Origin of the sequence: Methanocella paludicola SANAE, from assembly GCF_000011005.1 — an archaeon.
Lineage (GTDB): Archaea > Halobacteriota > Methanocellia > Methanocellales > Methanocellaceae > Methanocella > Methanocella paludicola.
This window is the reverse complement of record NC_013665.1, coordinates 651,428-665,852: the sequence shown is the minus strand read 5'-3', so window position 1 is coordinate 665,852 and position 14,425 is coordinate 651,428. Positions and strand designations below refer to the sequence as shown.

The 14,425-nt window shown below is 53.6% G+C and carries 18 protein-coding genes; 9 read left to right on the top strand and 9 right to left on the bottom strand.

Annotated features, from left to right (window positions below; translation table 11 throughout):
* Positions 1 to 2 precede the first annotated feature (2 nt).
* Complete coding sequence (locus tag MCP_RS03485) at positions 3 to 764, top strand: ABC transporter permease (RefSeq protein WP_012899436.1); 762 nt, start codon at positions 3 to 5, stop codon at positions 762 to 764.
* A 22-nt stretch (positions 765 to 786) separates the two neighbouring features.
* Here the strand turns inward: MCP_RS03485 and arsB are convergent, their stop codons facing one another.
* From arsB to MCP_RS03455, 6 genes are all read right to left on the bottom strand, one after another.
* A complete protein-coding gene (gene arsB / locus MCP_RS03480) occupies positions 787 to 1,851 on the bottom strand; it encodes an ACR3 family arsenite efflux transporter (RefSeq protein WP_012899435.1) in 1,065 nt (354 codons plus the stop codon).
* 71 nt (positions 1,852 to 1,922) lie between these two features.
* Positions 1,923 to 2,900 carry a permease gene (locus tag MCP_RS03475; RefSeq protein ID WP_012899434.1) on the bottom strand — a complete coding sequence of 326 codons (978 nt, stop codon included), beginning with the start codon at positions 2,898 to 2,900 and terminating at the stop codon, positions 1,923 to 1,925.
* A 78-nt stretch (positions 2,901 to 2,978) separates the two neighbouring features.
* Positions 2,979 to 3,464, bottom strand: coding sequence for a DUF5788 family protein (locus MCP_RS03470; RefSeq protein WP_012899433.1), 486 nt, complete (start codon positions 3,462 to 3,464; stop codon positions 2,979 to 2,981).
* A gap of 25 nt (positions 3,465 to 3,489) precedes the next feature.
* The gene (locus MCP_RS03465) at positions 3,490 to 4,422 is read right to left on the bottom strand and encodes an NAD(P)/FAD-dependent oxidoreductase (protein ID WP_012899432.1); all 933 of its coding nucleotides are present in this window, start codon (positions 4,420 to 4,422) and stop codon (positions 3,490 to 3,492) included.
* Between the two features lie 31 nt (positions 4,423 to 4,453).
* Complete coding sequence (locus tag MCP_RS03460; protein WP_012899431.1) at positions 4,454 to 4,810, bottom strand: putative zinc-binding protein; 357 nt, start codon at positions 4,808 to 4,810, stop codon at positions 4,454 to 4,456.
* 19 nt (positions 4,811 to 4,829) lie between these two features.
* The gene (locus MCP_RS03455; RefSeq protein ID WP_012899430.1) at positions 4,830 to 5,399 is read right to left on the bottom strand and encodes a tetrahydromethanopterin S-methyltransferase subunit A; all 570 of its coding nucleotides are present in this window, start codon (positions 5,397 to 5,399) and stop codon (positions 4,830 to 4,832) included.
* 156 nt (positions 5,400 to 5,555) lie between these two features.
* On the opposite strand from MCP_RS03455, the gene MCP_RS03450 reads away from it, so the two are divergent.
* The 8 genes from MCP_RS03450 to MCP_RS03420 all read left to right on the top strand — a co-directional run bounded on the left by MCP_RS03450 (position 5,556) and on the right by MCP_RS03420 (position 11,249).
* A complete protein-coding gene (locus MCP_RS03450) occupies positions 5,556 to 6,635 on the top strand; it encodes a permease (RefSeq protein ID WP_012899429.1) in 1,080 nt (359 codons plus the stop codon).
* 36 nt (positions 6,636 to 6,671) lie between these two features.
* The gene (locus tag MCP_RS03445) at positions 6,672 to 6,911 is read left to right on the top strand and encodes an MTH895/ArsE family thioredoxin-like protein (protein WP_012899428.1); all 240 of its coding nucleotides are present in this window, start codon (positions 6,672 to 6,674) and stop codon (positions 6,909 to 6,911) included.
* Between the two features lie 38 nt (positions 6,912 to 6,949).
* A complete protein-coding gene (locus MCP_RS16125) occupies positions 6,950 to 7,084 on the top strand; it encodes a hypothetical protein (protein WP_269445997.1) in 135 nt (44 codons plus the stop codon).
* 54 nt (positions 7,085 to 7,138) lie between these two features.
* On the top strand, positions 7,139 to 7,489 hold the full coding sequence (locus tag MCP_RS03440; protein WP_012899426.1) for an ArsR/SmtB family transcription factor: 351 nt from the start codon (positions 7,139 to 7,141) through the stop codon (positions 7,487 to 7,489).
* A gap of 116 nt (positions 7,490 to 7,605) precedes the next feature.
* Positions 7,606 to 8,058, top strand: coding sequence for a nitrophenyl compound nitroreductase subunit ArsF family protein (locus MCP_RS03435; protein ID WP_012899425.1), 453 nt, complete (start codon positions 7,606 to 7,608; stop codon positions 8,056 to 8,058).
* Between the two features lie 2 nt (positions 8,059 to 8,060).
* Complete coding sequence (locus MCP_RS03430; RefSeq protein WP_012899424.1) at positions 8,061 to 8,774, top strand: aromatic aminobenezylarsenical efflux permease ArsG family transporter; 714 nt, start codon at positions 8,061 to 8,063, stop codon at positions 8,772 to 8,774.
* A 1,078-nt stretch (positions 8,775 to 9,852) separates the two neighbouring features.
* Positions 9,853 to 10,644, top strand: a complete 792-nt coding sequence (locus MCP_RS03425; RefSeq protein WP_012899423.1) for a sulfite exporter TauE/SafE family protein — start codon at positions 9,853 to 9,855, stop codon at positions 10,642 to 10,644.
* On the top strand, positions 10,644 to 11,249 hold the full coding sequence (locus MCP_RS03420) for an amino acid kinase (RefSeq protein ID WP_231845152.1): 606 nt from the start codon (positions 10,644 to 10,646) through the stop codon (positions 11,247 to 11,249). Before MCP_RS03425 ends, MCP_RS03420 begins: the two co-directional genes overlap by 1 nt.
* Before the next feature lie 9 nt (positions 11,250 to 11,258).
* Here MCP_RS03420 and MCP_RS03415 read toward each other — a convergent pair whose 3' ends face one another.
* The 3 genes from MCP_RS03415 to MCP_RS03405 all read right to left on the bottom strand — a co-directional run bounded on the left by MCP_RS03415 (position 11,259) and on the right by MCP_RS03405 (position 14,400).
* A complete protein-coding gene (locus tag MCP_RS03415; RefSeq protein WP_012899421.1) occupies positions 11,259 to 11,867 on the bottom strand; it encodes a DUF2150 family protein in 609 nt (202 codons plus the stop codon).
* 60 nt (positions 11,868 to 11,927) lie between these two features.
* On the bottom strand, positions 11,928 to 13,313 hold the full coding sequence (locus tag MCP_RS03410; protein WP_128859916.1) for a single-stranded-DNA-specific exonuclease RecJ: 1,386 nt from the start codon (positions 13,311 to 13,313) through the stop codon (positions 11,928 to 11,930).
* Positions 13,314 to 14,193: 880 nt separating this feature from the next.
* The gene (locus MCP_RS03405) at positions 14,194 to 14,400 is read right to left on the bottom strand and encodes a hypothetical protein (RefSeq protein WP_128567005.1); all 207 of its coding nucleotides are present in this window, start codon (positions 14,398 to 14,400) and stop codon (positions 14,194 to 14,196) included.
* Positions 14,401 to 14,425 lie beyond the last annotated feature (25 nt).

Here is a 14,425-nt window from a genome sequence, read left to right as displayed (position 1 = left end):
GCATGCTTTCCCTTCAAATGCTCGTGGAACAGTTAAAGCGGTCTTTCTCAATAGCCCGGAAGGACATAAAGATCTATTACCTGAAAGGGCCCGTGATCACCTTCGGGCTGATATTCCCGTTCTTCCTGATCGTTGCCTACACGCTGGGGAGGAACGTTCCCATAAAAGACCTTTACCCTGGCATTATGGGCATGACAGTGTTCTTCACCGCAACGTCGGTGGGTCCGGCCATCATGCCCTGGGAGGTGCGCTCCCAGACCTTCGAGCGATTGGTGTCCATGCCTGTCGCATTGTGGGCAATGCTTTTCGGGGATATACAGGCATCGTTCTACTTCGGCCTGGTGATATCCCTGCTGACGGCGATGATCGCCCCCCTTATAGGAGTCTCCATACTGCACGTCATGGTGTTCGGGCTCGCCCTCCTGCTCGCGACCCTGTGCTTTGCCGCGTTGAGCGTCCTGCTCTCCGCATATCCGCCGACGGACACGCCGGGCAACACGATGATGCTGGCCTCGATGATCAAGTTCCCGCTGGTGTTCATCAGCGGCGTATTCCTGCCGATCGGGCAAATGCCGGAATGGGGCCGGCTGGTCGCGTATTTTTCGCCACTAACATACTACACGGATCTGGTGAGGTACACGACCGACGGCATCAGCTACTTCCCGATCCTGGTGGATTTCACGGCGATAGCGGTCTTTACGCTCATCTTCATAGTCGCCGCTATAAAGATCCACGAAAAAGTGCTGACGCAGAGACTGACCTGAGCTTATCGCCCGGCCTTATTTTTTATGACCCTTTCCACGTCTTCGGGGTGAAGTATTTCTCTCTCCACCTCAGGGCGATGTTCACCAGCGCGATCATCACTGGCACCTCGATAAGCGGCCCGATCACGGCCGCGAAAGCCTGGCCGGAGTCGATGCCGAACACGCCCACTGCAACGGCGATGGCCAGCTCGAAATTATTACTAGCCGCCGTGAACGACAGCGTGCACGACTGCTCGTAGTTCACTTCCATGTACCGGGATATGAAGAACGAGACCACGAACATGATGACGAAGTAGATGATCAGCGGTATGGCGATAATGACCACGTCGAAGGGCTGCGATACGATATACTGGCCCTTCAGGGAGAACATCACCACGATGGTGAACAGCAGCGCGAGCAGCGTGACGGGGCTGATCGCGGGTATGAACTTGTTGTCATACCAGTCGCTGCCCAGGCGCGGGCGCAGGACGAACCTCGTCAGGACCGCTGCGGCAAAGGGTAAGCCCAGATATATCAACACCGATTCCGCCACTTGCCATATCGTGATATTCACGACCATGCTTTGCATGCCGAGCCAGGACGGCAATACGGTGATGAATATGTACGCATATATGGAGTAGAAAATCACCTGGAAGATAGAATTCAGGGCCACCAGGGCGGCGGCATACTCGGAATCGCCACAGGCGAGACGGTTCCAGACGATGACCATGGCGATACACCTTGCGATACCGATGAGAATGAGCCCGGCCGCGTACTCCGGGTAATTTCTAAGGAGCAATATTGCCAGGATGAACATGAGTATGGGCCCTATGATCCAATTCTGGAGTAATGACAGGGCCATGACCTTCACATTCCTGAACACCTTGCCGATCTCCTCGTACCTGACCCGGGCGAGGGGCGGGTACATCATGACAATCAGGCCGAGGGCTATCGGGATCGATGTCGTACCAATAGACAGGCTATTGATGAAGTTGGCGAGCGCAGGGTAAAAGTACCCCAGGCCGACGCCCAGCGCCATCGCCAGGAATATCCATAATGTCAGATACTTATCAAGGAAAGACAGTCTCGCTTTTGCAGTTTCTGCCATGCAATCGTGCTCCCTGTATACGGGCTCTTATGCGCTAGTTATTTATGCTGTTATCACTATTTCAATTTTTTTTATAATACAGCATTGAAGAGGTACCCCACGGTGATAATGGATGTGGCGAGAATACCGATGAATATCGCCAGCAGCTTCGGCTTGAGCACCTTTCTCAGGATGATCATCTCGGGTAATGATAGCGCCGTGACGGCCATCATGAAAGCCAGCGACGTGCCCAGGGGCACGCCCTTCTCCATCAGTACGGCCACCAGGGGCAGCACACCGGCGGCATTGGAATAGAGAGGCACGCCGATGAGAACTGCGATCAGCACGCCCAGAGGGTTATCCTTCCCCGCATACTGGGCCAGGAAATCGGTCGGCACGTAGCCGTGGATGAAGGCGCCGATGCCGATGGCGATGACCACGTATAGCCAGACCTTCTTCAGTATCTCGACGACGTAGTCCTTCGCATAGACCAGGCGCTCCTTTTGTGTGGGCTCTTCGATCTCCACCGGCCCGCACGCGCAGGCAGCCATGCCTTTCTTTTTATTCAGGACGTCATAGACGTAGCCTTCGACCTCTCCTTCGAGCTTGAGCCGACCGATGACGATGCCGGCAACGATGGCGATGGCGAGGCCTGTGCCGATGTAGAGCGCCATGACCTCCCAGCCGAACAGCCCCAGGAGCATGATCACCGCGATCTCATTGATCATTGGCGAGGCGATCAGGAACGAGAACGTGACTCCCAGTGGTATGCCGGATTCCACGAACCCGATGAAAAGGGGCACTGCAGAGCACGAGCAGAACGGCGTGACGATCCCGAAGAGAGCGGCGAGCACGTTCCCCACGTACTCGTTCATATGGCTCAGCCATTCCTTGACTTTATGCGGAGGGATGTAGCTCCGTATGTAGGAGATGGCGAAGATCATGAAGGACAATAAGAGAAATATTTTGATGGTATCGTAAATGAAGAAGTTGAGCGCGCTGCCCATCTGGGAGCCGGGGCTCAGGCCAAGCACCGTGTAGGTAAAGTAATCGACGGGCTCTTTTAACATGATGACGCTCTCGTGACATTTAATATTTCAAATATATTTGAACTAGCTAACTAGAAATAATTTTTGTACAAAAAGTGATCAGTAAATGTCTATCCTCTTCAGGAATCCAAGCCAGTTCTCGGCCTCTACCTTCCTTCTGTCCGTAATTCGCCTGGACAATTTTTGCCTGTCATCGTGGCACCTGTCCGTCTCGACCATGGCCTTCAGCGACACGATGGCCCGCATGAGCCCCATCGCCTCGCAATAATGGCCGAGGACCTCGGCCTTGTCCTCGTCGGTGCCTACGTCCTTGATATCCTCTTTGAGCTTCCTTTCCAGGGCGTACTCCAGGTCGTAAAGTATTTTCTTTTCTTCCTCAGTAAAACATTCTTTTTTGCTCATCAGGTCCCACATCACTTCCTTAAGTGGCACCTTTTTGCCTTTGAGCTCAACTTCCTGCGGTATTTTCACGCCGATCCAGTTGAGGGTCTTGACCAGCTTACGCTCCAGGGTCTTACGTTCTTCTTCCGATAGGGGGCCCTCGAGTGAAATGCCCGGATTGCATGAACGATACTCATCCTTCATAACATTACATAAAAAGAGATGATATTCAGGTTAATTTACTATCGCCTTTCTTTTGCTTTTTCACGTACAATATGGCGCTCATAGCGGCGCTGGCGCCATCGCCCACGGCCTTGGATACCTGGTGTATGCCGCTCGTAACGTCGCCCGCGGCGAACACGCCCGACACGTTCGTCGACTGGTCGGGCCGGCTGACGCTTATGTTGCCTTTATCGTCCAGCTCCAGGCCCAGCTCGAGCGCAAGCAGCGTGTTCGGTATGCCCCCCTCGATGAATACGGCCTCCACGCCCGCCACTTCTTCGGGGCCTTCGTTTATTCTGAACCCTATGCGTTCCACGGCCTCGTGGCCTTCGATGGCGACCACCCGAGCGTTGCCCATTACCCGGATGGCCGTATTAGACTTTACCTGCTCCATGTACTGGGGGCTGTCCATATCCGACTTATCCGTGAGGACGAGGACTTCCTTGCAGAGCCCCGCCAGGTATAATGCCGCCTTCGCGGCCTGATCGCCGCTGCCCACCAGCGCCACGACCTTACCCTTGTACAGGTTACCGTCACAAATCGAGCAATATGATACGCCCTTATATGCGAGCTCTTTCTCGCCCGGTATGTTGAGCTCCCGGTGCTTCGAGCCTGTAGCGACTATTATGCTCCTGCACTTAAATTCGTCGAGTTCAGAATACAGCGTAAAAAGCTCGCCGAGTATAGCCCGGGTCACGTTTGAGGGTACATGAGTGATATTGTAGTGTTCGGCCTGGATCTCGAACTTTTCAATGAGGTCTACGCCCTGTATGGAGTCGATGCCGGGATAGTTCCTTATATCGCCTGCTTTAGCGATCTGCGATTCATAAACATTCCCGAATACGATCGTCGAGAGGTTCGCCCTGCCACAGTACAGGGCGCTCGTCAGGCCCGCAGGGCCGGCACCTATGATCGCTATGTCGTATATTTTATCACTCATGAGCCCGTCTCCACATGCATTTCGGCTAATCCTATAGCCTGTCTATCGCCTCGATGACTTTCCGGACCTCTTCGCCCTTAATATCGGCCATGCTCTTGGTGATCCCGAGCAGGTCGGTAACGATGACGTGGCCGTCGGCCTTCATGCCCATTTCACCCAGCTTTTTCTCGACACAGCACGTAGGGCAGCCATCGATGATAAGGATCTTATCGGCCGACCTTGCCACCTCCTCTATGTCCTCAATGGGCTGCTTCAACTGGGCCCATTCCATGCGGCCCGGGTTAAATTGTAACAGCGTAACAGCGGCCCGGATGGCGATCCGGCCGGCATTGGAAGGGCTGGAGCACGTCAACAGAGCGATAGTGCCATCACTCGAATTAGTTCCCATGTTATCTCATCTACCAGTATCATTTTCGATTAAGCCGGTTCTTCATCTCGATCTCGACGATGGCTGAGTACTTCTTCCAGGAATAGGCGCCGATCTCCGGCATGCCAGCGTCGAATGGTTTCCTTCGATATGACCTCTTTTTAGATTCTTCAGTACACTCGTCGATCTTCGCCTGAATGAGCTTCGTGTCCTCAATGCCTATCATGTCTATGAGCTTAATGTTCTCCTGGTACTCATCGATAGCCCCCATTGGTATCTCGTCGATGAACGGCAGCGGGCTTTTACACCCGATGATACGCCGGCTGGTGCCTATTTGGACGACGCCGTTCTCGTGCAGGGTTACGAACGCATGGCCCGACAGGTGGGCACTCTCCTGCCCGCACAGGATCAGGTATCCGATGTTCTGGTCCTTCAGCATGTTCGCGATGGCCATCTGGACGCCGAAGTTCTCCGTAAAGACACTGCCCAGGATGGCATAGCCCTTTAAGTCGAACTTCTCATAGTCGCTGGCCAGGGTGGCGACCGCCACGGGCGACGAGGCATCGCCATACTTATAGGTCTTTTCTATTTTGTCTCCGATCGGTATCATTGTCATTACCGGCTTATGTCAATGGCCAGGACGACGATACGGCGGCCAAGTCATAAGAGTGATAAGTAGTGGCATAATATTTATCATTTTCTATTTCAACTATATTTGAAAAAGCTTATATACATCATATTTCAATGATAATTGAAATGTGGTAAGATGATCGAGAGCCTGACGGATCTAGGTATTACACTCGTGAACGTGGGGATCGATGCGGTCTTCGAGTACATCTCATTACATGTGCTCTTCTGCCTGATCCCCGCGTTCTTCCTCGCGGGCGCCATCGCCGCCCTATTCTCAAAGGAATCAGTCCTGAAGTTCCTCGGCCCCGACGCCAACAAGGTCATGTCCTACGGCGTCGCGGCGGTGAGCGGCGTACTTCTGGCCGTTTGCAGCTGCACGGTGCTGCCGCTGTTCACGGGCATATACAAGCGGGGCGCGGGCATAGGACCCGCCACGGCGTTCCTCTTCTCGGCGCCGGCCATCAATGTGCTGGCCATCGTCTATTCGGCCCAGAAGCTGGGACTCGACATCGGCGCTGCCCGTGCATTCTGCGCGGTCGCCCTTTCCATCGTCATCGGAGCTATCATGGCTTTCCTGTACCAGAAGTCCATGAACGAGGAAAGGAAGAACCAGAAGGCCGCGCCGTTCATCGTTACCTCCCAGGACGGGGGCGAAACGGGATACAAATACCGCACGCCGATCACGTTCCTGCTCCTCGTTGTCATCCTGGTGTTCGGGGGCTGGGCGCTGGACTGGCTGGTCAAGGGGCCGGTGCTGGCCCTGCTGGTGCTGCTGGCCGCGTATACCTCATACAGATGGTATAACAAGGACGAGCTGACGCAGTGGATGAACGAGACCTGGTTCCTCACGAAAAAGATCTTTCCGCTGCTCATTGGAGGCGTGTTCTTCGGGTCGATCATCATTTACTTGATCCCTGTGAGCTATGTCCAGGCCTTCCTGGGGGGCAATAGCCTTTTATCGGTCAGCGTGGCGTCCGTATTTGCCGCATTCATGTACTTCTCCACCCTGACGGAAGTCCCCATCGTAGGATTACTCATGGCTCAGGGAATGGGCAAGGGCCCGGCGCTTGCCATGCTCCTGTCCGGCCCGGCGCTCAGCCTGCCGAGCATGCTGGTCATACTCAACATCTTGGGAAAGAAAAAGGGGCTCACGTACATAGGCCTGGTCATCCTGATGGCCGTCATCTGCGGCCTGGTATTCGGAGCAATAGTTTAAATAAAGATTGAAACAGATTTATGGAAAGGTGAACACATGAAGGTCCAGATATACGGAACTGGATGTGCCAAGTGCAACATGCTGGAGAAGGCCGCAAAGCAGGCCATCAAAGAGATGGGCGTCAACGCCGAAGTCGTAAAAGTCAATGACATCAACCAGATCGTCGAGGCGGGCATCCTCGCCACTCCCGGATTCGCCGTTGAAGGCGAGGTCAAGTCCATGGGGCGCGTGCCCTCCAACGACGAGATCAAGAAGTGGATAAAGGCAAAAATGTGATCACCATGGCAAAAGAAGGATGTTCATGCGGAATTAACATGTCCGACCTTGCGATGGGCACCCCGTATAAGGACCTGGGCTTCAGGAAGGTCGTATGCGCGAAGTGCGGCAAGGAATTCTTCACGGACATCAAGGGCAAGACCATGTGCTTCGAGTGTGAGAAGTGCCCTTGAAACTTTTTATAACTTTACGGACATAAGAAAAACCTTGAGGAGAATGGTGGCAATATGAACGAACTGCAGGAGCTCGAGATCAGCCCATACCCGCTAAGCGAAAAAACAAAAAAAGGGCTTAAAAGCATTAAAACAAATGATTACAGGCCCACATCGGACCTGTTCAAAGCGCTGGCCGACCCGACCCGGGTCAGGATCATCGAGGCGCTGGGCGTCAAGGAGCTCTGTGTCTGCGTGCTTGTGGACATGACCGGCCTGCAGTACTCCGCCCTGTCGTACCACCTGAAGAACCTGAAGGATAATGACATAATCTCCTATCGTAAAGACGGTAATTTTTTAATTTACTCATTGACGCCGAAAGGTAAGGCCGTCCACGACTTCATCAATAAGTCCCAAAAGCTCTAATCGCAGGATAGTCAGGCTATCGGCGTTGCTGATTGCCCTGAATTATAGCTGGCTAATCGTATTTTTGCTAGAAACTATTTATTAATTCATAAATAAAAAGCTCATCAGGGGATGAGATGATTACACTTAAAAAACTATCATTACTTGCATTAGTACCCGTACTGGCCCTGCTGCTCCTCGCGTCCGTTCTGCCGGCGATCAGCAGCGACACGGTATCCGGGACATCGGCCGCATCAGGTGCGCCGGATAAGATAGCGCTTTTATATTTCCACAGGAGCGAGCGATGCATATCCTGCAATAACGCCGAGCAGTATGCCCGCGACACGCTGAACGCGTACTTCCCGGACGAAGTGAAGTCCGGAGTGCTATCCATCCGGAGCATCGACTATCAGAAAGACACCGAGATGGCAAAAAAGTATAACGCCAATATGCAGGGCCTGAAGCTCGTGGAGTATCGCGGCGGGCAGGAGACTGTAAAGGACTTACCCGAGATCTGGGCGTACGTGAGGGACAAGAACGCCTACATGAACTACCTCCGGGACGTCCTCAACAAGGAACTGGGCAGGTGACCATGGACTTATCCATCCTCGCCTCTTTTAAGGAGATCCCGCTACTTTATGCGTTCGCCATAGGGCTGGTCACGGCCATCGGCCCGTGCCCGCTATCGGCGAACATCGCGGCCATAGCCTACGTATCTTCGAAGTTCACCGACGCCCGGGGTACCGTGTCAGCCGGCATCCTGTATACGGCTGGAAGGGCTCTCACCTATACTATCCTGGGATTGCTGGCGCTCATGTTCAGCTCGGCCATCCTGGATAGCGCCCCGCTGCTGCAGGACTACGATAAGGTCATCCTGGGGCCTCTGCTGCTTGTCGTCGGGCTTGTCATGCTCGAGATCGTAAAGCCGAACATCTCCGTGGGCGACGGCCTCAAGGCCAAATACGGCCTGAAGCTTTCCAGCATGGGCGCACTCGGCGCTTTCGGCCTTGGCGCCATATTCGCGCTCGCGTTCTGCCCCTATACGGCCGTAATGTTCTTCGGGCTGCTCATACCGCTGACCTTGAGCTCTAACGTGCTGGGCATCAGCTACCCATTATTGTTCGGCATAGGCACCGGGCTCCCTGTCCTCGTTTTCGCGCTCTTCCTGGGCATCAGCTCGTCGTTCGCAAAAAGCTACGTCTCAAAGGTCGTCAAGGTCGAGCCCTACGTGAGAAAAGCGCTGGGTATCGGGTTCATCCTTTATGGCGGATACTTGCTGGTCGCTTATGCTGCAACAATATTCTAATTTTAATATTTAGACTCTTCTGCGGTTTTGGGTTGAACATTTTTTTCTGTCCTTTCCACGTTATGTCGTCTTGGCGTGTCCTTAACCACAGAGACGCAGAGCGCACTGGGTTTCACAGAGTTTTTATTAATAATTTGAGACACAGAGGCCGCGGAGCCCGGTTTATTGACTTACCTGAGGCACAGAGATAATTGAGGCACGGTTGACCAATAAACAATATAGCAGGTTTATCCTCGCCAGTGCCTCTAATGACTCCGTGCCTCAGGATAGTAATAAACCCGTCTCTGTGGCCTCTGAGTCCCCATATTTAAAAAATCTCTGTGCGTCTCCCGTGTTCTCGGTGCCTCTGTGGTTAAGGACACGCCGAGACAGTATAACATGGAAAAGCGAAAATCCGTATCAACTAAAGCAATTTAGCATCCTAAAACGCACAAGAACCAATATTTAATAATGTTAAAATGAGGAGGGTACTCGTTTTTAATTTGAGGGTAGTACGTTTTTACTTGAGGGTATTTTATCTGAGGGTATATTATTTGAGGGTAGTGCGGCGGTGTGTGACACCGCCGCAAGAGTAGCCATCACCGACCAGGGTGATGGGGAGGGTAATGGATAAGGTGAGGGTAATAGATACCGACGGACACGAGGGTCCGTCGCATCGTGGTCGATTTGCCACAATCTATTCCATCCCTACAATAGCAATTATCGTATGGATGCTTTTATAAATTATCGTCTAATTATTATATATTTTCTTTGAGTAGCCGCATATAATGCATGAATAGGCCCATGTATGCCGATACACATTTTATCGCCACTATGCTTTTGCACGATATATTTTATCGAAACGTGTGCCAATAAAATATGATTTTTCAAAACATGTTATCATTTACATATGATTTTTCAGCACATGTGCCGTCAAAATATAATGCCTCAGCCCGCATGGCCTTATAATATTTATAAAAGAGCTTACTCTGGCATAATTTCGCTAAAGATGTTATTTACAGCAGGTTAAATTAAAGTATGAACCGGGATAAAAGAATGAACGTGATAGCGCATCGGGCTCGAGAGGCAGGGGATTAACATGGAACTAGGGCTCAGCCTGGCATTGTTCTTTATCACGGGCATTATCTCCGGCCTCTTCGGCGGCATGCTGGGCATCGGCGGCGCGACCATTCTCGTGCCCGCCCTCACGCTCATCTTCGGCCTCCCCGTGTACCTGGCCATCGGCGTATCGCTCCTGAACAACGTGGCCGTTTCCACTTCTGCAACGATGCGCTACAAGAAGCGGGGCCTGCTCAACCGGAGGGTCATCCTGGTCATGAACCTGGGCTCCATACTGGGCATTATCATCGGCACGTTCATCGCCACGAGAAGCCCGGAGGCGGCGATCAAAGTCTTTTTCGGCGCCTTTCTGCTGTTCATGGTAGCGAACGGGCTGCTGCGAAGAAATGCCGTCGACTCCGTCGGGATGGTGGAGCTCACGCCGAAGACCGAGGTGGGCCTCTCGGGGCTTGGCTTCGTCATGGGGCTCCTCGGCGCGCTCCTGGGGCTGGGCGGAGGCACCGTGGCAGTGCCCACGCTTAACAATGTTTTCAAAATGCCGCTGAAGCAGGCCATCGCCAACTCGCTCGCCACCGTCATCCTGGCCTCGGCCCTCGGCGCCGTCATCTATTTTTACCTCAGCGCGGGCGCCCTGTTCTCCGCAGAGGAGGCCCTGTTGACCGCGTTCACCATCGTCCCTGGCTCTATCATAGGTGCCTCTTTAGGCGCCCGGATCTCGGAGCGCATCGACACGAAATACATTAAATATATCTTTTACGCCATGCTACTGTACATCGCCTATAACATGATCAAGAGCGGCCTGGGGTGGTGATGTTGTTCGTTTTGAAGCTTGGCGGGAGTCTTTTTGGCCATGCTCCCGATATTCTTAGGCGTGTTGCGGATTCGGGCTCCGATGTGCTCGTAGTTCCAGGCGGGGGCCCTTTTGCGGACCTTATCCGTGAAATCGATCTTGAACGCGGCCTCTCGGCCAATGCCGCCCACTGGATGGCCGTGCTGGCGATGGACCAGTATGCCTATTATTTGCACGATAAGACGGGCATCGAATTAACGCCTCTGCTCGTAAGGAAGAAAGGAGTCCGCATCATCCTGCCGTACGAGGTACTGAGGCGGCAGGACGAGCTACCCCACTCCTGGGACGTGACCTCGGATACCATCGCCGCCTGGATGGCCTATAAGACCGCATCGGATTTTATTAAAGCCACGGACGTGGACGGCGTGATGCTCGAGGGTCAGTTACAGGAGACCGTCGACGCCTCTACGCTTAAGGGCAGGGAGACGTGCGTCGACCGGGCGATGCCCGGATTTCTCGTCGAGCACGGCATGGACGCCCTTATTATAAACGGTACCGTCGAGGGAAGGCTCGAGGACGCACTAAAAGGAAAAACAGTAAAAGGCACAAAAATAAGGGGAAAATAGTAAAGGTTTTTAATCGCCCTCGTCGTCGGCCTCGTCGGTGTAGTCGATACCGCCGGCGAGAACCGCCAGTATCGTATCCAGGCCGTCGACGCCCTCGGCGACGAAGCTCTCCGGGGGGATCTTTTCGTAGACTTTGTCGCTGTCGAACTTCTTGCCCGCCAGCACAAGGGCCCCGGCCTTGCCCATCATCTCGAAGGCTTTATCCATGTCGCCGCCTTCCTCAGCCTTAGAGGCCTGCAGCACGAGCTCCTCTACCTTCTGCTTTGGGTCGAAATCGCCGCCCACGAAAGCCTCGGCCGCGGCAAAGGCGCCCACCAGGGAGGACTGCACCGACTCGATCATCGCGTCCTTGTCCTCGTCCATGGGCTCGATCTTTGCGAGCACGATCTCCTTCATTCCCTGGATGCTGTTCGCCGCATCTTCCTTCGCAAGAGTGCCAAGCTGGAGCTTGCCCGTGACCTTACAGAGCGCAAGGATAACGTCCTCTTCCATGTCGAGGAACACGATGCCCTCTCTCCCGAGACCTTCGGCGGTCGGGTCGATCTTGAACTTGCTCTCCTTTACCTGGTTGATCCAGTTGTTCCACCTTTCTTGCGAGTAGAATGTAAGCATCCTCATTTCCTCTATCTAATTTTTATGATGCATGGGCTGATTATAAAAGTTTTCGCTCTATGGTGCCTATATACTTTTCTTTAACTGTGCCCCGATGACTGCGTCCAGCGTTTCCAGGAACTCGTGCTCCTTACCTTCGGGTATGGTCGCGCCCGCCGCGATGTCGTGCCCGCCCCCGACCCCGCCTACGGCGGAGGCCGCCTCGCCCAGCGCCAGGGCCAGGTTAAGGCCCCTGAGGATGAGGTCATGGTTACCCCGGGCCGATACTTTGGTGCCGCCCTCGGACTTCGCCATGCCGATGATGGGCATGTCCCGGCTCACGCAGTCCAGGCTCGTGCTCATGCCGGCGATGATGCCCACGATTGTCTCCCTGATCTCGCCGTGGGCGTGGAAGTATTGTAAATTATTCATCCTGCATACGCCCTTATCTGCCACGAGGTTGAGGCCGTTCACGAGGTTGTGCCTGTGCGACTCTAAAAGGTCCCTTGCATAGTGGAACGCCTCGCCCCGGTCGCCCATGCAGACCGCCAGGCCCACGTCCGCATAATCGTAGCGGGCCGTGGCGTTCAGCAGCGTAGAGTACTCCGACGCATCCCTCAATTCCGTGCCAGGCTCCTCCTTTAATAATGTGTACACTTCGCCGACAAGGCGCTGTATCTTGTGGGAAGGCATGCCGCAGGCCATGCAGTACTGGAATAATCTGGAGGTGAGCGACTTTTTCTCGCCCTGGCCCAGGTCGATCCACCGGCGCCAGTTGTCCTTCTTTATCGGTATGCCCGCGCCCTCGATGAAGGCGATGCAGGCGTCCTCGCAACCGCTCAAGCCCGGGATGAACGGGTCCGAGCTATACTGTAATAGCTTATAGACCGGCCGGGTCTGCCGGCCGAAGAGCTTGATGTCCTTCTCGTAAGCGATGTAGCCCTTAGACGTTGCCAGGTCCAGTATCTGGCGGTTCACGCCTACGAGCGCGTTGGTCCGCATGTCCTGGAGGTCGCCCACGGCTCCGACGATGGCCAGCGAGCCCAGGTCGACATTATCCCCGAGGCACAATGAAAGTAAGAACGATACCCCGGCGCCGCTTATCTCCGTAGAGCCGTTGAGCCCGTACAGATGGGGGTTCATGTGGTACTCGTACTCTACTGGCGCAGGCCTGTGGTGGTCCGTGACCACCGCGTCAATCCCGAGCGCCTTTATGGAGGCGAGCGCCCCGCTGCCCAGGTCCGTGAAAATGACGAGCTTCCCCGCGCTGAAGTCTGCAATGCCCTTGAGCGCAGCATCATCCAGCTTTTTAACGAACTTTTCCTCGTGTGGCCTGCCAAGCCTGTCCAGCGCCTTGCACATGATGCCCGCGGCCGTGAGGCCGTCCGCGTCGATATGTGAGACTACAACTGCCTCGTCGCACTTTTTTATTCTTTCCGCGCACAGTTCGGCGGCCTTGCGGAATCGCTGCATCGTATCACCATTGCAGGAGGACATTAATACCGGTTTTGGTAGCGGGGCGAAATTAATGGCTTAACGGGCAAACTCTTTTCAACATAATCAAAAGGTGAAACGCTGATTTGTTTGGTCGGTATCACGAACCTCTCCAAAGGAATTAAACCACTAATTTTCTTTTATAATTTTTACTCACTAAATCCCTGAGCCTCGAACTCACCGTCAATGCCCGAACTCTCTAATCCACAGGGCAGTGCTCTAAGTCTCTAACGCGCTAACCCGAAAATAAGGCTCTAAGTCTCTAAAGCACGTTTGAAACGCTAAACGGTGAAGCACTGCTCGAATTGCGAAGCAAAACACTCTAAAAGCCCGGTCGTTCCCCCGCATTTTGGGTGTTTAGGGTCGTTGGCGTTTTAGCCGAGCTTTGGAGAGTTAGTGCTATGTCGTTTAGCGTTTCGAACGTGCATTCGAGCTTTAGAGCATTCTTTTCGGGTTAGCGCGTTAGAGGCTTAGAGCACTGCCCTGTGTATTAGAGAGTTCGTGCGTTGACGGTGAGTTCGAGGCTTAGAGGCTTCGTGAGTAAAATCTAAAAAGAAAAATTAGTGGTTTAATTCCTTTGGAGATGTTCGTGATACAGACCAAACTGATTTGCGCAATGGATAGTTAAATTCAGTCAAATCAATATGGTAAATAAAAACATAGAGAATAATCTATGCGCGCATCTTTTCAAAAGCAGCCGCTTACCCAGAAACCTACCAGTCCTCCTGCTAACGGAGCTTTGCCGGGGCTCTCGCCGATAATGCGCCTCTTATTGTCATTTAACGGCACTGTGAGGCTGGCGTATGTAAAAAATCTCCTGACATACTGCCGCCGCCGACAGGGTAATTCCGACCGTTCCCTAATGCGGAAAGATCGCCGAGGTCGCCCAGCCCCAGTCGAACGACGGGAAGCTCCAGCCCCATCCAGGCAGCCCGAACGAGTAGCCGCACAGGCCCGGGTACCCATAGCCGGATGCGGCATAGGCCTGGGCATAGCTCGCTGCAGCCGGCGATACTGTGACACAGAAGGCCAGTAGCAGGAACAGTAAAACGAATTTAGCATTCAATACGACATCCCCCAATAATATCAGC